This is a genomic window from Vibrio sp. 10N.286.55.E10 (assembly GCF_002872555.1).
GTDB lineage: Bacteria > Pseudomonadota > Gammaproteobacteria > Enterobacterales > Vibrionaceae > Vibrio > Vibrio crassostreae.
Window position 1 is genome coordinate 1 of sequence record NZ_MCSD01000060.1, and the last position, 17779, is coordinate 17779.

Genomic DNA, 17779 nt, shown 5'->3' on the forward strand with positions numbered 1-17779 from the left:
TTAACTGACTGGCATTACGCACGAGGCGGTCTTTATAAAAGATAGCGTAGGACTCTTTAACTACAGAACCATAGCTGCAATCCAACCGAATACGATCAGTGGGATGTTGTAGTGCAAGAACGTCGGTACTACGGTTTCCCATACGTGCTCATGTTGACCATCAGCATTTAGACCAGACGTTGGACCTAATGTTGAGTCAGAAGCCGGAGAACCTGCATCACCAAGTGCTGCTGCTGTACCTACTAGAGCGATCGTTGCCATTGGTGAGAAACCAAATGCTGCTGCTAGTGGAACGTAGATAGTTGCAAGGATTGGAATCGTAGAGAACGAAGAACCAATGCCCATTGTTACCAGTAGACCAACCACTAGCATAAGTAGCGCTGCTAGTGGTTTATTGTCACCGATGCTAGTTGAAAGAGCTTCAACCAGAGATTCAACGCCACCCGTTTGCTTCATAACTGCCGCGAAACCTGCCGCTGCAATCATGATGAAACCGATCATTGCCATCATATGAACGCCCTTGGTGAAAACATCTTGTGTCTCTTTCCAAGCAATGACGCCACCGAAGGTAAATACCATGAAGCCCGCTAGAGCACCGATGATCATAGAACCCGTCGACAGTTGAACTGTTAGCGCTGCTACGATACCAGCCGCTGCAACTAGGATGTGCTTCTTGTTGATCTCTTTCACTTCTGTTGAAACAACAGTGTGAGAGGTTTCTTTGTATTGGCGAGGCTTACGGTAAGTAAAGAATACTGCGGTAAGAAGGCCGAAGATCATGCCTGCTGCTGGTAACAACATTGCCATAGGTACTTGGCTCGCTACAACGTTTTCAAGACCATTGTCGTGAAGGTTTTTAAGCAGGATGTTGTTTAGGAAGATGCCGCCAAAACCAATCGGTAACACCATGTAAGGCGTAATCAGACCAAAAGTAAGCACACACGCAACTAGACGACGGTCTAGGTTCATTTTTGCGAATACGCCTAGTAGAGGTGGGATTAAGATTGGGATGAAGGCGATATGTACAGGAATCACGTTTTGTGAAGACATGGTCACTAAGATCAACGACGCAAGGATGCCGTATTTAAGACCAGTCGATGCTGCACTGTTCTCTTTACCGTGAATGCGTTTGATAACACTTTGAGCAAGGAGATCTGTGATACCAGAACGTGAGATAGCAACAGCGAATGTACCAAGCATAGCGTAGCTAAGTGCGATAGTTGCACCGCCACCTAATCCACTTTCGAAAGCCGCGACTGCGTCGTTCAAGCCCATACCAGAGGCTACGCCACCGATAATTGCGCTGAACGTGAGAGCAACGACTACGTTTACGCGCATCAAAGCTAAAACAAGCATGATGCAAACTGAAATTACAACAGGATTCATATTATTCTCGGGATGTTGTGTTTTTTATGAAGGCAATACGAGTGAACGTTTACCGACTCTATTTTTTATTCTTCGTCAACAAGAGGCCAACCACCAAGGGCTTTCCATTTGTTTACAATGCCGCAAAATAACTCTGTGGTTTTTTGCGTATCATACAAAGCAGAGTGTGCTTCTTTGTTGTCAAATTCCATCCCTGCAGTGCGGCAAGCTTTAGCCAAAACGGTTTGACCGTAGGCAAGACCACTAAGAGCTGCAGTGTCAAAAGTAGCAAATGGATGGAAAGGGACGCGTTTAAGCTTACAGCGCTCACTTGCCGCATTAACGAAGTTCAAATCGAATGTAGCGTTGTGAGCAACCATGATTGCGCGACTGCAATCTGAAGCTTTTTGTTCTTTTCTCACTAGCTTGTAGATTTCTTTAAGGGCTTCTTGTTCCGACACAGCACCACGTAATGGGCTAAATGGGTCTTTAATTCCGTTAAAGTCTAATGCTGCCTGCTCTATATTTGCGCCTTCAAAAGGCTCAATGTGAAAATGAAGCGTTGATGCAGGGTGCAGATCTCCGTTCTCATCCATTTTTAACGTAATGGCACAGATTTCTAATAATGCATCGGTTTCAGCGTTAAACCCTGCGGTTTCCACGTCGATGACCACTGGAAAATAGCCACGAAAGCGTTTTTTTAGGGTCAGAGCTTCGTTTTCTACAGTCATGTTAGCCCAAATAAGTGTGATTAAGGCTGCATTATTGCAGATAATAGCAGTGATAAAAACTAGGGAAGGGCAATAAATCATAAATTACCTAATCCATTGCGGCTTGATAATTGCATATTTAAACGTGAGAGAAAAATGCGGCAATTGGCTGCATTGTTAAACGAATTGCTTAAGAGATACTCCACTTTATGAAGAAACAACTCATAACAGGTTCAATGCTATTTTCGCTACTTATGTCGTCACCAGTAATGGCACAAGAAAAGCGTTACGGAGCATCTCCTCAACAGTCAACGTGGGAGATGGTGGCCAACACGCCACTCGAATGCCGCTTGGTTCACCCTATCCCAAATTTTGGTGATGCTGAGTTCTCATCTCGCGCGAGTAAAAAAATCATTTTGGACTTTGAGCTTAAAATGCGTCGCCCGATGGGTGCTACGCGTAATGTCAGCTTGATTTCGATGCCGCCACCTTGGCGTCCGGGTGAAAGTGCTGATCGCATGACAACCATTAAGTTCTTCCAACAATTTGATGGCTACGTTGGCGGTCAAACGGCGTGGGGAATCTTGAGTGAGTTGGAGAAAGGGCGCTACCCGACATTCAGTTACCAAGAGTGGCAGAGCCGCGACCAGCGAATCGAAGTGTCGCTGTCATCGGTGTTATTCCAAGAAAAATACAATGTGTTCAGTGACTGTGTTGCTAACCTGCTGCCTTACAGCTTTGAAGATATCTCTTTCACTATTTTGCACTATGACCGTAACAGTGATCAGCTGAACAAGTCGTCGCGCAAAAGGCTGAGCCAGATCGCCGATTACGTTCGCTATAACCAAGACATCGATCTTGTGCTGGTGGCAACGTACACCGATTCTGTCGACAGCAAAGGTATTAGCCAAAACCTTTCAGAGCGCAGAGCGGAATCGTTAAGAGAGTACTTCAAATCTTTAGGCTTGCCAGAAGATCGTATCCAAGTTCAGGGCTATGGTAAACGTCGCCCGATTGCAGACAACAATTCGCCAATTGGTAAAGACAAGAACCGACGCGTTGTTATCTCTTTAGGTCGTACGCAGGTTTAAGCAGAATAATTGCTTGTTTTGAAATCAGATAGCCCGTCGTAATGACGGGCTTTTTTGTCTTTAAAATTTGGAGCCATTGTCTAAACGCAACTCGTTTAGTTCAAGCGGAAACGAGCGATCATTTCACAGTTGGTCGCGGTATCGATCTTTTCTACCATAGAAGCAATTTTAGGATTGGGATGGCGTTTCATGAAATCGATCAGCGCTTTCTTACAGCAACCAATAGAATCGATAAAGCTGGAACATTGAGTGTTTGGGCACTGCGGGATCAGTGTCAGCACTTTTTCTGAAGCCAATTGAAGATACTTGAGCTCGTATTCGGTATCACCAGCCCATCGCCAGAATTGCGCGAGATTGTGGCAAGAGATCACAGAGATCAGTAGGCGTTCGTCAGCCTGAATATCGGTACGCTCAGTGATTTCTTCGCTCAAGTTCAATGCTTGCTGATAGTGGAGAATACTTCGTACAGGATCGTCGAGCTGCAATGCAGTATCGGCAAGTAACGTGTGTTTTTCCCATTCGCTAATCATTGTGTTACCTCACTAATCAATAGGTGTTTAATTTAAATGATAATCATTATCATGTAAAGTTTCATTGGTGAGATTGTTAATAATAATTGGTGAAGGGTATTGTTCGTGCGTGGAAACATAAAAAAGAAGCGAGCACAGTGCTCACTTCTTTTTTTCATTTCATCAGGCGTTCAAGCCCAAATTCGCAAAGAGGTTGAGGAATTAACCTTCTAGACCGGCACTTGCTTGTTTGTTCTGAATAAGCTCAATCATGTAACCGTCAGGATCTTTAACGAATGCGATGTGAGTAGAGCCGCCTTTAACCGGGCCAGCTTCACGTGTCACATTACCGCCTGCTGCTTTAATCGCATCACACGTTGTGTAGATGTCATCAACACCGATAGCAACGTGACCAAAAGCTGAGCCAAGGTCATATTCAGTCGTGCCCCAGTTGTAAGTCAGCTCAATCACAGCACCTTGAGATTCGTCACCAAAGCCAACGAAAGCCAGTGTGTATTCGTACTCTTTGTTTTCGTTCTTACGTAATAGCTGCATGCCCATTACATTGGTGTAGAACTCGATAGACTTGTCTAGATCACCAACGCGTAGCATGGTGTGTAAAATACGACCGTTTGACATGATTTGCTCCTAGCTTTAATTATGTATACGTTTTTGTAATTCTGTTTTATGCCGCAGGATAAACGCGGTGCTTTTTTGGCCAATAGGCTTGTTAGCTTCTTTCGCTTAGGGCTAACAGCTTATGAGCCTAGACGTCCGTTTTCTCTTTGAACTCACACAAGTCTTCAATGATACAGCTGCCACAGCGTGGTTTACGCGCGACACAGGTGTAACGACCATGAAGAATGAGCCAATGGTGGACATCCAGTTTGAATTCTTTGGGAATAACTTTGAGCAGCTTTGCCTCGACATCGTCGACGGTTTTACCCATCGCTAACTTAGTGCGGTTTGATACACGATAGATGTGTGTATCAACGGCAATGGTTGGCCAACCAAAGGCTGTGTTCAATACTACGTTTGCTGTTTTACGACCAACGCCTGGAAGGGCTTCTAATGCAGCGCGATCTTCCGGTACTTCACCATTGTGTAGGTCAAGCAGCATACGACACGTTTTGATAGTGTTTTCTGCTTTTGAGTTAAATAAGCCGATAGTTTTGATGTACTCTTTTAAGCCATCAACACCTAAGTCGAAAATTGCTTGTGGAGTATTAGCCACAGGGTAAAGCTTATCCGTGGCTTTGTTGACGCTGACATCGGTTGCTTGCGCAGATAACAGCACAGCGATCAGCAACTCGAAAGGGCTGTTCCAGTTAAGCTCGGTTTCTGGTTTTGGGTTGTTTTCTCTTAAACGCTCAAGTATTTCTACTCGTTTTACATTGTTCATAGCGACATTACTTTCAAATAGTTAGGGCATGAAGCTTGGATTGCTTCTTCTTTATCATCGGTTACGCGCTCTTATGAGCGTCATTATTATATATAATGTTTAGATCTGATTTTCCCCGCTGAGTGATTGAGCTAGATCAGCGGAGTTTAAGCTAATTTAACTTATTAGGCATTGGTAACGCGAGCGCGTTCAATGACTGGTTTCTCTTGTTTTGGTTGTCTAGATTTTGCTTGGTTATCGATGATGTTTTTCAAAGCAATTAAGAAACCAACACCAATAAAGGCACCCGGTGGAAGCAGGGCTAACAAGAAGCTGTTATCAAATTGGAATATCTGGATTCGTAACACAGAAGCCCAGTCACCAAGCAGCAGGTCTGCGCCATCAAATAGGGTCCCGTTACCAATAATCTCACGCATCGCACCTAACACGACCAATACTGATGTCATGCCTAGACCCATCCAAAAACCATCTTGAGCCGCTGGTAGCACTTCATTTTTTGAAGCGAAGGCCTCTGCACGACCGATGATTATACAGTTGGTTACGATCAGCGGGATAAATATACCCAAAGATAGGTAAAGCCCATAGGCGTATGCGTTCATCAGTAGTTGAACACACGTTACTAGCGATGCAATGATCATTACGAATACTGGGATACGCACTTCTTTTGGTACATGGTTACGAACCAAAGAAACAGAAACGTTTGAGCCGACCAGTACAAGTAAGGTAGCAATGCCGAGCCCAAGCGCGTTAGTGACTGTTGACGATACAGCCAGCAGTGGACATAACCCAAGAAGTTGCACTAGGGCGGGGTTATTGGCCCACATGCCATTTTTGATCAGTGTTTTATGGTCACTCATTATTCACCACCACAATTTAGAGGTTGAGCAAGCAATGCTTGGTTGTTTTGGTTAACGTACTGAACCGCTTGTTTGACAGATTTCACGACCGCTCTAGGAGTAATGGTCGCGCCAGTAAACTGGTCAAAGTCACCACCGTCTTTACGAACCTTCCAACGGTCAAGATTAGAATCTGTTACTTGTTTGCCTGCAAACGAAAGAATCCAATCACTTACACGCAAATCAATCTTATCACCCAAACCTGGAGTTTCTTGGTGAGAAAGCACACGAGTACCTAAAATAGTACCGTCGATCTTCATTCCAACAATGACTTTAATCGCGCCATTGTAGCCGTCTGGTGCAATCGCTTCGATCGCAATCGCGCTTGGCTCACCGTTAAGTTTAGCGATGTAAGCTGGCATCGCTTGCTCAGTACCAAGCTCTTCTGCTTGTACTAAAGTACAAGACGAAAACAGTTCGTTGTCGTGAAGATCGTGCGGGATCACTTGGTTAAGAACAGACAGTAACTGAGCTTGTTCTTGCTGTTTGATCTGATCTTTTGTTAGGTAGTGGGTTACCGCCACTAAACCTGTCGATGCACACGCAAAAATCGCGAGTACAAGGCCGTTTTTCTTAATTGCATTTAGCATGGCATCCGCTCCTTAGTGACCGTATGTACGAGGTTTGGTGTAGTAGTCAATCAGTGGAACACACATGTTGGCTAACAATACAGCAAACGCCACGCCATCAGGGAAACCACCCCAACTGCGGATGATAAATACCAAACCGCCGATCAGAGCGCCAAACACTAAGCGACCTTTCACTGTTGTTGATGCTGAAACTGGGTCGGTCGCAATGAAAAATGCGCCTAGCATAGTCGCACCAGACAATAGATGAATGGTTGGAGAAGCAGTTTCACCTGGAGTTAAGATTAAGAACACTAGGCTAAACAGCGCAAGGCTGCCGATGAAAGCCACAGGAATATGCCATTGAATCACGCGTTGCTTAATAAGTACCAAGCCACCAATTAGGTAGGCAAGGTTCACCCACTCCCAACCCACGCCAGCTAGCCAGCTGAATTGCGGTTGAGACAGAGCTTCATAAGCGGTGTTGCCTGCCGTTAATGCGGTTTTAAATGCATCAAGCGGCGTCGCCATTGTGGTGCCATCTATACCTAAACGAGCTTGCTGTAGAGACAGCCCCTCATTGTTGAAGCCTGTAAAGATCATCAAAAATGAGTCAACAAAACTTGTTGCTTCAGCTGTTAAACTGCTCGGTGCATTCCAACTGGTCATTTGAACAGGGAATGAGATCAACAAAACAACGTAAGCGACCATCGCTGGGTTAAATGGATTTTGCCCAAGGCCGCCATATAGGTGCTTAGCGATGATAATTGCGAAGAACATACCTATCACTAGAACCCACCACGGTGAGTGTGGAGGAATAGCGACACTGAGTAGCCAAGCAGTAACAACAGCACTGTAATCACGTAGCGCCATTACTGGTGGACGTTTTCTCAACAGCATTACGGCAGCTTCAAAGGTAACAGCAAGTGCGATAGCAAATACTAACTGGATGAGCGTACCCCATCCAAAGAAGTAGGTTTGAGCTAGTAGACCTGGCAATGCACAAATAGCCACCCATTTCATGAGATCTGGGGTGCTTCTACGATTGTGTGCGTGCGGTGAGCTGGCGATAAAGAAGGCCACTACTCTTTCTCCTCATTGTTCTTTTTATCTTGCTCTTGCTGCGCTTTTCTTGCTTTAGCACGAGCAATTGCGGCAGCAATGGCTGCTTTCTTAGGGTCGGCGGGTTCTGATTGAGCCTCAGCTTCAACCACAGTCTCTTTTTCAACTAAAGGTTCAGCCACAGGTTCGGGAGCGACTTCTTGAGCTTCGACCTGCTTAGCTTGCTGTGCTTTCTTCGCTTTAGCGCGTGCGATAGCGGCAGCAACAGCAGCTTTCTTAGGATCGACAGCTTCTGGTTGAGTTTCAGCTACCACTTCGAGTACTGGCTTAGGAGTTTCTACTGTCTCAGCCTGTTTCGCTTGCTGCGCCTTCTTCGCTTTGGCACGAGCGATAGCTGCAGCAACGGCGTCTTTCTTAGCGTCGCCAGAGCTTTCAACCGGAGTTTCACTTTCTGTTTGAGTAACGGCTTCAGCTTGTTGCGCTTTCTTCGCTTTAGCGCGAGCGATAGTGGCAGCAACTGCATCTTTCTTGGCATCGCCAGTACTTTCAGCCGGAGCATCAGAAGCTGACTCCGCTTGTTGAGCTTTCCTGGCTTTAGCACGAGCAATGGCCGCAGCAACTGCGTCTTTCTTAGCATCGCCAGAGCTTTCAGCTGGAGCGTCAACAGCCGATTCAGCTTGTTGAGCTTTCTTCGCCTTGGCGCGCGCAATAGCGGCAGCGACCGCATCTTTCTTGGCATCGCCAGAGCTTTCAACCGGAGCGTCAGCAGCAGATTCCGCTTGTTGTGCTTTCTTGGCTTTAGCACGAGCAATGGCCGCAGCAACGGCATCTTTCTTGCCATCACCAGAGTTTTCGGCTTGAGTCTCAGCTGAAGCTTGTTGTGCTTTGCGTTCTCTAGCTTGTCGTTTACGCTCTTCGCGCAGTTTTGACATTTCAGAATTGTCAGGTTCAGTGCTATCCGCTTTCTGAGCCGCAGCTTGTTTCGCTTTTGCCTTCGCAATTGCAGCGGCTACCGCAGGTTTCACTGCGGATTCCGTATTAGGAGCTTGGTCTGCCGCAGCTTTTTGCGCTTTAACGCGAGCAATTGCAGCTGCAATCGCATCATCCCCATCCGCAGACTTCATATCTTTACGACGGTTGTCAGCAGCTTTCTTGAAGCGGTTTTCACGTTCTGCTTTGTCACGCTCCATACGAGCGTTTTTCTCTTCGAAACGAATCTTGGCGCGCTCTGCAGCAGCGGCTTCATCTTTTCGAGTTTTGATTTCGGCTTTCGCTTGGCGATAGTACTGAACAAGAGGGATTTCACTTGGGCAGACAAACGCACAAGCACCACATTCAATACAGTCTTTAATATTCAGCTCTTCACACTTATCCAACTCGTTGGCTTTGGCATGCCATTGCAGTTGTTGAGGAAGTAGAGACGCAGGACAAGCTTCAGCACACGCGCTGCAACGAATACATTCCATCTCGTAAGTGCTTGGTGAGATCTCACGACGCGTTGGCGCTAAAATACAGTTCGACGTTTTAGTGATTGGCACATTGGCATGCGGCAAGGTAAAGCCCATCATCGGGCCGCCCAAAATCAAACGTGGCAGTTTTTTATCCGCTTTGTAGCCAAACTCTTCTAGTAACTCGTGTACTGGTGTACCTAATAGTGCCCACACGTTACGAGGTTGCTTAAAGGTTTTACCGGTTAAAGTCACCACGCGGTTGACCACTGGTTCACCGTCGATTACCGCTCTCTTAATTGAGTAAAGCGAGCCGACGTTTTGAACCAAAACACCAATGTCTGCAGGAATGCCGCCAGCCGGAACCTCTTTGTTGGTGAGGATCTTGATCAGCTGTTTCTCACCACCAGAAGGATACTTAGTTGGGATAACACGAATGACGATATCTTTGTCTTTCGCTGCAATCTCAAGCGCTTTTATCGCGTTTGGCTTGTTGTCTTCAATACCGATAACCGTCAGCTTTGGCTGAAGGATGTGTTCAACGACTTCGATGCCTTTTAATACTTCGTCGGCATGTTCTTGAAGCAACTTGTCATCAGAGGTGATGTAAGGTTCACATTCCGCAGCGTTGACGATCAAAATGTCGGTACGACCAAGGCCTGATTGAAGCTTCTTAGCCGTAGGGAAGCCTGCGCCGCCCATGCCTGAAATACCGGCTTGGCGAATCACATCAAGCAGTTCGTCAGAAGTCTTTGTCGAGAAATCTTCAACTGGATTTTTTTCAATCCAAGTGTCTAAGCCATCAGGTTTAATAACTACGCACATTTCGCTCAAGCCTGAAGGGTGAGCGGTAGTTCTTGGTTCGATAGCGGTAATCACACCTGACGTTGGTGCGTGTACAGGTAACGTAAAACCAGTATCTAAGGCAGTAAGTTGTTGGCCTTTTAGCACGGTGTCACCCGCAGCAACCAATAAGTTACCTGGCTTACCGATGTGTTGTTTTACAGGAAGAACGATTTCCTCGGGAAGTCTGGCATGAACGATGTCAGTGGTATTGGACTGTTTCTTGTTTTCAGCAGGGTGCACGCCGCCCGGAAAGTTCCAAATAGAGCCCGTGCGAATTTGTTCAATTAAAGAGATCATACTAACCCTATGCCTTAGGCTCTGACGCAGTCGCATCAGTCGCTTGGTTAGTGATGTCAGTAACAGGAATGATGTTCATCTGCCATTTCCAATTTTCAGTCGTTGTTGCCACTGGAATCATTTCGATACAGTCAGTAGGGCACGGTGCGACACATAAGTCACAACCTGTACATTCGTCTTTGATTACTGTGTGCAGAGCCTTGGTACCGCCAACAATAGCGTCGACAGGGCAAGCTTGAATACACTTAGTACAACCGATACACATGTCTTCATGAATGAAAGCAACAGTTTTTACTTTGTTATCTAAGTCGTGAGCGGAATCTTCAACTTCTACGCCCATTAAGTCTGCTAGCTTCTCAATGGTTGCTTGGCCGCCAGGAGGACATTTGTTGATCTTGTCTCCGTTAGCGATCGCCTCTGCGTATGGGCGACAACCTGGGTAGCCACATTGGCCACATTGAGTTTGCGGTAAAATGGTATCGATTTGATCAACGATAGGATCGGCTTCTACTTTAAAACGGATAGAAGCAAAGCCTAAAATAGCGCCAAAAATAGCGGCTAAAACGGCTAGCGCAATGATCGCAATTAAAATGGTACTCATGCTTATTTCACCAACCCAGTAAAGCCCATAAATGCCAGAGACATTAGGCCTGCTGTGATCATCGCAATCGAAGCACCTTTGAATGGCATTGGAACATCAGCAACCGCAATACGCTCACGCATCGCAGCAAACAGGATCAGAACAAGAGAGAAACCCACCGCTGCGCCGAAACCATAGATGATCGACTGAATGAAGTTGTGGTTTTCATTGATGTTCAAAAGTGCCACACCTAACACCGCGCAGTTGGTAGTGATAAGAGGTAGGAAGATACCCAATAGGCGATAAAGAGTCGGGCTGGTTTTGTGAACCACCATTTCCGTAAATTGAACAACCACCGCGATAACCAAGATGAAGCTCATGGTACGCAGGTATTCAATACCCAGAGGGGTAAGGATGTAGGTTTCTACTAGGTATGCAGAGACCGACGCTAACGTCAGAACGAAAGTCGTCGCGAGGCCCATGCCAATCGCAGTCTCCAGTTTCTTGGAGACTCCCATGAAAGGACATAGCCCTAAAAACTTCACTAGCACAAAGTTATTGACCAGCACTGTGCCAACCAACAACAAAAGGTATTCGGTCATAATGGATTAATTCTTGAGATTCCGATCCCGATATTATCCTGCTTTGCTCACCTAATAACAACCAGTGAACGGTGTGGTTTTGTATGTCTGATGGAAATTTATACGCTTAATAAGAGGATAGCAGATGTAATCGCAACAAATCGGTTGGGCTAAAACCTACGACAAACGCTCGCGGCATGGAAGTACAACGGCTGTTGGGTATGGTTTTCTTGAGCATGAAATTAACAATTTTAACGAGTATGTTGTCAATCTTTCTTGTTTAAAGCTAGGAGTTTTACTTTGATTTAGGACTTATACGCATCAGCTTTTAAGAAATCGGTTTCACGATAGAGATGGTGGTGATAGCCAATATAGTCAGCCTAAAATGAGCCTAACGTGCGCAAAAACTTAATCTGTAAACATTAATTTGTTGTAAGTGAAACCTTTAGTGAACGTAGATAACCGGATGTGCTTATAAGTAAGAAAAAAAATTAAAAGACATTTCTTGTCATTATTAGTCAATTTTTGAACTAAGTTTAAATATTTCTTAATAATCCAATGTAATTATCTGTTATTTTTTTATGAATTAGTTGTCAATTTTTAAATATCTGTATTTTAGTTTTTTTTGTTTCATGACGGTGTTTTTTTTATATATAGTTGCGTTTACAAAAAAGTTACTTATTTTGCCTTTTTAAATAACCATTTAATTAATCCTGTTAACGTTCGGTTAGTGGTAAATGGTTGAATGAATCAAGTGACATATAAAAATTATTTTAAATAACCCCAATATTTATCCATGGAAAATATATTTGTATAAATATTATGGTTATTCATTTTTCAAGGCTAATTTATGTACAAAGTAAATGATTGGTTAATCCACTTAGACCACCCGTTAGTGACTGATTTACTCAAAAATGAAGAAAAGCGCATCGGCTATCACGATCATCTTGTGATTCTAATGTTGTGTGAAAACGCTGGAAAAATTAATACTAAAGAAGATTTGTTGAAAAGAGCTTGGCCAGGAAAACATGTCTCTGAAGGCTCACTGACACAATCGATCAGCGCGATACGTACTTTGCTTGAGGATAATGGGAAGCAACAAAAGTATCTAAAAACGGTCGCTAAGGTTGGTTATAAACTCGAAAGTGAGGCGGTGTTGTGGCTAGAAGACGATGATGATAAATCAGATAACCAAGACAACTTATTAGCTGGAGACCCAAGTTGTAAGACTGAGAGCTTTGAAGAGAGTTCCGAAAAAAACACACGATTCACATTCGGACGTAATCAAATCTATATTGTTCTAGGCTGCTTATTCATAGCGATTGCGGCATTGTTTCCGTTGGTGTTCACTGCAAAAGCCCCTAAGTTAACGAGCTGGCTTCCACTGACTAAAATGTTTTCTAGCGAAGCTTTAACTGTCTATTGTGATAATGAAGAAGAGGCCAAATTGGTTGCAAAAGGCGTTAAGCTTTTGGTTTCTCAAGAAGTTAAACAAGGTAGGTTAAGCCGATTGATCCTTGCTCATTCTCAAGAAAGTTTATCTATTGTAATACTCAAGCCACTGGCACCGCCTGTCAATTTAGTGGTTTTGTTTGAATCTCCTCAATCAACGGATGATCTGGTTGGTATGGTTAAAGCGGAGCTTAGTCGCTATGTTCACTAAAAATAAAAGTGTTTACTTTCTTCTGTGTTGTCTTTGTTTAATGCTGGTTTCCATTGCATATAGTCTACGTTCGAAAAATAATGTTTTGGTCAACTCTACGACCCTTTATATGACAATAGATGGTGACTATATGGCCACGGAGCACATGGACGTCGTGATCAGTGATGAAAATTTTGAGGCGGTTACGATTATAAAAGAAGCTGGACTCAATAACACCTTAGATATTTACACAAAAGGAAAATTTATTCGCAAGAGTAATGGGCTATTTAATGTAAGCTTGCGTGAAGAACGCGTTGATCATGGAGACATTGATTTTGAACATGATGACGACATGCTCGTTTATGATAAATATATTGAAGCGCGAAAAAAGCTATCGTTTTTTAAATCGGTTCAAGTTGTTGAAGAGTTGCCGAACCAATATATGCTTATCATTTCAAATAGTCCTGTAAAGAAAATGGTTGCTGTAAAAGTTGAGGATTTACCAATTGAAGGTTTTTATGATGACTATTAATATTTTAACTATGGTTTGATATTTTTTTTAGGTCTATTTCATTATTATCAATTGTGTCATTATGGGAGGATGCATCTCAGTTTAATAGGAGATGCACTAACCATGACTAAATATCTAATATCAGTCTTGCTCATACTGATCAGTCTTAATTCGCTAGCTGAGGAGATCAGCTCACCCCCCAAGATAATGAATTATAACATTTATATGCTGGATCATCGTCTCGGCGTTTTCGTTGGTGGGACTAATCCAAATAAACGAGCACAGTTATTGGCGAACTCTTCGGTTTTTGATGATACTGACGTGGTTATATTTAACGAAGTGTTCGACAACCAAGCGAGCCAAATACTTATCGATGCACTCGCTCAGAAGTTTGGATATTTAACTCCTGTCTTAGGCCGTACAAAAAATGGCTGGGATCACACTGAAGGTTGGCGATCGACATCTCTTGATGATGGCGGCGTGATTGTATTCAGTAAATATCCGATTGAGTACAAGTCACAAGTGATCTTCAGAGATGGGTGCGGTGCAGACTGGGCATCTCAAAAAGGTTTTATACATACCGTCATTAATAAAGGTGGAGAGAGATACAATATTATCGGCACTCACGTTCAAGCTGATGATGATACCTGCAAAACTCCTCCCTCTGTGGTTAGACAAGACCAGTTTGCACAAATAGAGAATTATATTTTCGGGGCAAATCGCTCAGCTGACGAAATGTTTTTTATTGCTGGTGATCTAAATGTAGCAAAAGAGTCACAAGAGTTTTCTTCAATGCTCGAGACCTTAAATGTAGCAGAGCCGACCAATTACGCCGGTGCGCCTTACTCATGGGACCCTGCAGTAAATGGTTTAGCACACGCAAACTATTCTGATCTAAAAGGGCAATTACTTGACTATGTTCTGGTCGAGCGTAGTCACAAGCAACCCAAGAACTGGCACAACCAAGTGTTAGATATCGCATCGGATAGAGTTGCTTTACCTGGCACACAGGAGCCGTATTACTTTTATGAGTATTCAGACCATTTCCCTGTCGCTGCGTTTGAGTATGCAGATGAAAGCACGCCAATTCATAGTGTGCGTCCAATCAATAAGCCATATAACTCAATCAGGCTAAAGCATCGATCGACTGGTGAATATGTTTACGCGGATCCAAATGTGCCTAATGGCTGGCTTACCTACGGTCGCGATGGAGAGCAATCCAACGCTAAGTTTAAGTTAGATAACTGGCATCCATATAATGGTACTTGTATTCACGACAATGACTATGTTCAGATCTCAAGGAAAGATGATTATAAAGATTACTACTGGACCTATAGTAGTAATACGTATTATACCGAAGATCACGACTCTTCTGACTTCATGAAGATCAGCCGCCCAACAGAATCCGAAAGCTGCATCCAGAATGGTGATGTCGTATATATTTATGATCATGCGCATCATTTTTGGACATCAGCGGACAAATATCTTGAGCCTATAAATACGTACATCAAAGCGACTAAGGAGCTGCCAGTTAGCGAAAATGGGCTGTTCATTATTGAGATGGATAACTTTGAATTCTCTGACTGGGAATTGAGTCTAACTTATAAATGAACATATTCTAAATGTTGATTTTTCTTGAAATTACTTGATTTTCAGTACTACTTGACTCATTTGGTTTATTGTAAATAGTGAAACATTAGAGTGTGTTTGGTGATAGTAAGCTGTGAGGTTGATTAGCCATCAATGCAGCCCAGAGGTCACCATCGTTAAATAAAAAGCCACTTTAGTGTGGCTTTTTACATTATAAAAAAATAATTCTCTCAATTATCGGTTGGTTAGTGATTGGCTAACCGAATTTTTGAAATTTGGTTTTTATAAGTACCTTAATTATAAAAACTAGTTGGTATGGTTTTTGGCTTTGGTAAGATGTTGAATTATGAACTTTGATGGATACTTTGAAAAAATACAAATTCAAATAGAGAAGGTAGATTCACTTGAAGACCTACTAATATGGCGGAAGAGAATTAACATAGGACATTCAGGCCTCTCGTATCGTGTAGAACAAGGTCGGCTTATTTCCCATTGTTATCGGAGGTTTAAGGACGAAGAATCTAAAATGAACGGTCTTAACTTCTCCTGCGATATATAAAATGTCCAATTTGGTATTTTCAGGTATATTCAACGATAAATAGATTTTTTTATTACAACTTTATTGTGAATATATTTTTTTTACTCGCTAATTTTAAAAGGCATCGATATTGGTGCAAATGCAGTTAAAAGGAACGAGTGATGAAATTAAAACACTTCAGTTTGAGCTTGATAACAGTCTCTATGTTATCTGGCTATGTTAATGCATCTCCTATCCCTGGAATTGATGATGCCTACTTCAAAGGGGCTGATGAGTATGTTGCGTACGATGATCCTGCGACAGCCTGTGATATCTTTAATGCCAAAGTAGAATACATTAACAATCACCTAGAGCAGCAGGGTTTACCTGGAAAAATTGCGAACCTCTGTCAGCATGCCAGAATAGAAGATGGTCAAATTGAAGAGCAATTTATTATCACTTCTCAGAATGGTGCTTATAGCTATGGTAAGGAGAAGTACAAAATTCATGAACAGGTTGATGTCGCACGTACCATCGATTTGTTGATGTTTTCTCAGTCAAATAAGACTAACTATATTATGGCGGTTGACGGTAGCATGAATGTCACGCGTCAAACCCTTGCCGACGGAGGCTATTTTTTCGAGTGGGAAGATGAGAAAGTTGCGCCACACTTTTATTACCCAGAAGGATACTTAGGTCAGATCTTCCATGGTAATTCTCAATTTAATTTCATGTCAGGTGACAATGCCTACAATTGGGCTCACAAGAAAGCCGTTGATGAGGCTCCTAATAATGCGAAAGAGCAATCAAGGCTGACTTGGAAGTACTTGTCTGAAGAGTGTGAAAACGATAAAAACAACGATTACTGTCTCCCTCAAAGACGACATGGAAATCTGTTTGTGAACCAGCAAAGCTTTCCAAGTTCGAGTAATTTGAACAAAGAGATTTCGTTAGCTGAGAGTACGTCTTTGAGTTTCGATATTACTGGCTCTTTTGAAGCGAGCAAATCAGATGGTCCGTCTGCTGGTCTGGGTGTTGGGTTTGGTTTTAGCCAAACTAAAGAATCGAGTCAGACACACAATATGTTGAATTACACCTCGGTTGATGAAGGCAATGATATCGGCCACTCGGTTGTCCAGACTATTAATACAAAAGCTGTGGGAGAAGCTGGGTATTACAGAGATGCTCCATCTGCAGAATTTTGGCATGTAAAGAACGCTGCTGAAATTTGGGGTGAAGACCTGTACCGAGTTTACGACCTAAAGAGCTATGAGACGTGGCAAGAAAACTACACTGCTGATTGGAATACTTGTGTTGACCAAAAACTGGTATTCGGCAATGCGGTGACGGTTTCGCGCGCCTATCTCAATATGTATGGCAGTAGTTGGTCAATTAATGAGAATGAGTCAACTTTATACCAAAGAGATTCTAACTACGGCATTACGATCGATACCGATTGCGATATTGACGATAAAGGTCAAACGTTCCGCATCATGAAAGAAACAATTCTTTAGTTATTAGAGGGTAAAGAGAATGAATTTTGTTAAAAGTACTGTTTTTGCTAGTACACTGCTATTGTCTTTGGCTTCTAATGCTGCGAGCCTATCTACCATTGGAACGCAAGATAATGGTGTGTTCAATGAGATGCAGCAAATCCAACTGAAGTCTGCTGGAGAGCGAAGCTCTGCGAAATCTGCGGATATCTTTTTTATTAATAGTAATGATGTTCAAGTTGAAGATCTGACTAAAGAGCTACTGAAAGATTTTAACTCTATCGTGATCGTTGGCGACTCATTCAAAAATAAAGAATTGATGATTAAGTTGGTTGGATTTGGTATTGAGAGAGAAGTGGTAGCCATCACTAATATCCACGATTCATCGAAGCGTCAGATCAATACCTACAGTAAAGGCGATCAAGCTGGCGATGATAAGGTAGCTGCGGTTTTGACGGACACGATCGCTCGTCACCTATAATGCAATATAAATGGATTCTACGAGATACCCATTACTTCTCGGGTAGTTTGTAGTCTCAAAAGTTAAGTGAGCCACGGATTAGTTCGTGGCTTTTTTGATCAACGATGAACGTGAGCGGCTAAGTTTGTGACATTAACTTGGAACAAGTTAGTCGCAGTTACATACGAAAAAAGCCCAATCGAAAGATTGGGC

17 protein-coding genes are annotated in these 17779 nt (G+C 43.2%); 6 read left to right on the forward strand and 11 right to left on the reverse strand.

Annotation, left to right across the window (positions count from 1 at the left end; all coding sequences use genetic code 11):
* Nucleotides 1-60: 60 nt before the first annotated feature.
* Nucleotides 61-1386 carry a Na+/H+ antiporter family protein gene (locus BCV39_RS21180; RefSeq protein WP_048659751.1) on the reverse strand — a complete coding sequence of 442 codons (1326 nt, stop codon included), beginning with the start codon at nt 1384-1386 and terminating at the stop codon, nt 61-63.
* 65 nt (nt 1387-1451) lie between these two features.
* Nucleotides 1452-2096, reverse strand: a complete 645-nt coding sequence (gene rnt, locus BCV39_RS21185; protein ID WP_017061178.1) for a ribonuclease T — start codon at nt 2094-2096, stop codon at nt 1452-1454.
* Nucleotides 2097-2284: 188 nt separating this feature from the next.
* Here rnt and BCV39_RS21190 point away from each other — a divergent pair, with 188 nt between their 5' ends.
* Nucleotides 2285-3166 carry an OmpA family protein gene (locus BCV39_RS21190; RefSeq protein ID WP_004734048.1) on the forward strand — a complete coding sequence of 294 codons (882 nt, stop codon included), beginning with the start codon at nt 2285-2287 and terminating at the stop codon, nt 3164-3166.
* Nucleotides 3167-3261: 95 nt separating this feature from the next.
* Here BCV39_RS21190 and BCV39_RS21195 read toward each other — a convergent pair whose 3' ends face one another.
* From BCV39_RS21195 to rsxA, 9 genes are all read right to left on the reverse strand, one after another.
* Nucleotides 3262-3696 carry a DUF2753 domain-containing protein gene (locus tag BCV39_RS21195; RefSeq protein ID WP_004734047.1) on the reverse strand — a complete coding sequence of 145 codons (435 nt, stop codon included), beginning with the start codon at nt 3694-3696 and terminating at the stop codon, nt 3262-3264.
* A 201-nt stretch (nt 3697-3897) separates the two neighbouring features.
* Complete coding sequence (gloA, locus tag BCV39_RS21200) at nt 3898-4314, reverse strand: lactoylglutathione lyase (RefSeq protein WP_004734046.1); 417 nt, start codon at nt 4312-4314, stop codon at nt 3898-3900.
* Between the two features lie 127 nt (nt 4315-4441).
* Nucleotides 4442-5077 carry an endonuclease III gene (gene nth, locus BCV39_RS21205; protein ID WP_010437137.1) on the reverse strand — a complete coding sequence of 212 codons (636 nt, stop codon included), beginning with the start codon at nt 5075-5077 and terminating at the stop codon, nt 4442-4444.
* Nucleotides 5078-5241: 164 nt separating this feature from the next.
* A complete protein-coding gene (locus BCV39_RS21210) occupies nt 5242-5934 on the reverse strand; it encodes an electron transport complex subunit E (protein ID WP_012603531.1) in 693 nt (230 codons plus the stop codon).
* A complete protein-coding gene (rsxG, locus tag BCV39_RS21215; protein ID WP_048662060.1) occupies nt 5934-6563 on the reverse strand; it encodes an electron transport complex subunit RsxG in 630 nt (209 codons plus the stop codon). Before rsxG ends, BCV39_RS21210 begins: the two co-directional genes overlap by 1 nt.
* A 12-nt stretch (nt 6564-6575) precedes the next feature.
* The gene (gene rsxD / locus BCV39_RS21220) at nt 6576-7622 is read right to left on the reverse strand and encodes an electron transport complex subunit RsxD (RefSeq protein ID WP_102431663.1); all 1047 of its coding nucleotides are present in this window, start codon (nt 7620-7622) and stop codon (nt 6576-6578) included.
* Nucleotides 7622-10192, reverse strand: a complete 2571-nt coding sequence (rsxC, locus tag BCV39_RS21225) for an electron transport complex subunit RsxC (protein WP_102431662.1) — start codon at nt 10190-10192, stop codon at nt 7622-7624. Before rsxC ends, rsxD begins: the two co-directional genes overlap by 1 nt.
* 7 nt (nt 10193-10199) lie before the next feature.
* A complete protein-coding gene (rsxB, locus tag BCV39_RS21230; RefSeq protein WP_017103577.1) occupies nt 10200-10793 on the reverse strand; it encodes an electron transport complex subunit RsxB in 594 nt (197 codons plus the stop codon).
* 2 nt (nt 10794-10795) lie between these two features.
* A complete protein-coding gene (gene rsxA / locus BCV39_RS21235; protein WP_004734039.1) occupies nt 10796-11374 on the reverse strand; it encodes an electron transport complex subunit RsxA in 579 nt (192 codons plus the stop codon).
* Nucleotides 11375-12248: 874 nt separating this feature from the next.
* Here rsxA and BCV39_RS21240 point away from each other — a divergent pair.
* The 5 genes from BCV39_RS21240 to BCV39_RS21265 all read left to right on the forward strand — a co-directional run bounded on the left by BCV39_RS21240 (nt 12249) and on the right by BCV39_RS21265 (nt 17587).
* Complete coding sequence (locus BCV39_RS21240) at nt 12249-13016, forward strand: winged helix-turn-helix domain-containing protein (protein WP_240699189.1); 768 nt, start codon at nt 12249-12251, stop codon at nt 13014-13016.
* 145 nt (nt 13017-13161) lie between these two features.
* Nucleotides 13162-13527, forward strand: coding sequence for a hypothetical protein (locus tag BCV39_RS21245; RefSeq protein ID WP_241902320.1), 366 nt, complete (start codon nt 13162-13164; stop codon nt 13525-13527).
* Between the two features lie 102 nt (nt 13528-13629).
* Nucleotides 13630-15117 (forward strand): sphingomyelin phosphodiesterase, encoded by a 1488-nt coding sequence (gene sph / locus BCV39_RS21250; protein ID WP_241902319.1) that lies wholly within the window; start codon nt 13630-13632, stop codon nt 15115-15117.
* A 678-nt stretch (nt 15118-15795) separates the two neighbouring features.
* The gene (locus tag BCV39_RS21260) at nt 15796-17127 is read left to right on the forward strand and encodes an excinuclease ABC subunit B (protein WP_102433500.1); all 1332 of its coding nucleotides are present in this window, start codon (nt 15796-15798) and stop codon (nt 17125-17127) included.
* Nucleotides 17128-17146: 19 nt separating this feature from the next.
* Nucleotides 17147-17587 carry a hypothetical protein gene (locus BCV39_RS21265; RefSeq protein ID WP_102286074.1) on the forward strand — a complete coding sequence of 147 codons (441 nt, stop codon included), beginning with the start codon at nt 17147-17149 and terminating at the stop codon, nt 17585-17587.
* The last annotated feature ends 192 nt before the right edge of the window (nt 17588-17779 follow it).

Bases quoted from the DNA above. Each gene is read 5' to 3' on its own strand.
- BCV39_RS21180 (WP_048659751.1), bottom strand. From the start codon at position 1,386: ATGAATCCTGTTGTAATTTCAGTTTGCATCATGCTTGTTTTAGCTTTG.
- rnt (WP_017061178.1), bottom strand. From the start codon at position 2,096: ATGACTGTAGAAAACGAAGCTCTGACCCTAAAAAAACGCTTTCGTGGC.
- BCV39_RS21190 (WP_004734048.1), top strand. From the start codon at position 2,285: ATGAAGAAACAACTCATAACAGGTTCAATGCTATTTTCGCTACTTATG.
- BCV39_RS21195 (WP_004734047.1), bottom strand. From the start codon at position 3,696: ATGATTAGCGAATGGGAAAAACACACGTTACTTGCCGATACTGCATTG.
- gloA (WP_004734046.1), bottom strand. From the start codon at position 4,314: ATGTCAAACGGTCGTATTTTACACACCATGCTACGCGTTGGTGATCTA.
- nth (WP_010437137.1), bottom strand. From the start codon at position 5,077: ATGAACAATGTAAAACGAGTAGAAATACTTGAGCGTTTAAGAGAAAAC.
- BCV39_RS21210 (WP_012603531.1), bottom strand. From the start codon at position 5,934: ATGAGTGACCATAAAACACTGATCAAAAATGGCATGTGGGCCAATAAC.
- rsxG (WP_048662060.1), bottom strand. From the start codon at position 6,563: ATGCTAAATGCAATTAAGAAAAACGGCCTTGTACTCGCGATTTTTGCG.
- rsxC (WP_102431662.1), bottom strand. From the start codon at position 10,192: ATGATCTCTTTAATTGAACAAATTCGCACGGGCTCTATTTGGAACTTT.
- rsxB (WP_017103577.1), bottom strand. From the start codon at position 10,793: ATGAGTACCATTTTAATTGCGATCATTGCGCTAGCCGTTTTAGCCGCT.
- rsxA (WP_004734039.1), bottom strand. From the start codon at position 11,374: ATGACCGAATACCTTTTGTTGTTGGTTGGCACAGTGCTGGTCAATAAC.
- BCV39_RS21245 (WP_241902320.1), top strand. From the start codon at position 13,162: ATGGACGTCGTGATCAGTGATGAAAATTTTGAGGCGGTTACGATTATA.
- sph (WP_241902319.1), top strand. From the start codon at position 13,630: ATGACTAAATATCTAATATCAGTCTTGCTCATACTGATCAGTCTTAAT.
- BCV39_RS21260 (WP_102433500.1), top strand. From the start codon at position 15,796: ATGAAATTAAAACACTTCAGTTTGAGCTTGATAACAGTCTCTATGTTA.
- BCV39_RS21265 (WP_102286074.1), top strand. From the start codon at position 17,147: ATGAATTTTGTTAAAAGTACTGTTTTTGCTAGTACACTGCTATTGTCT.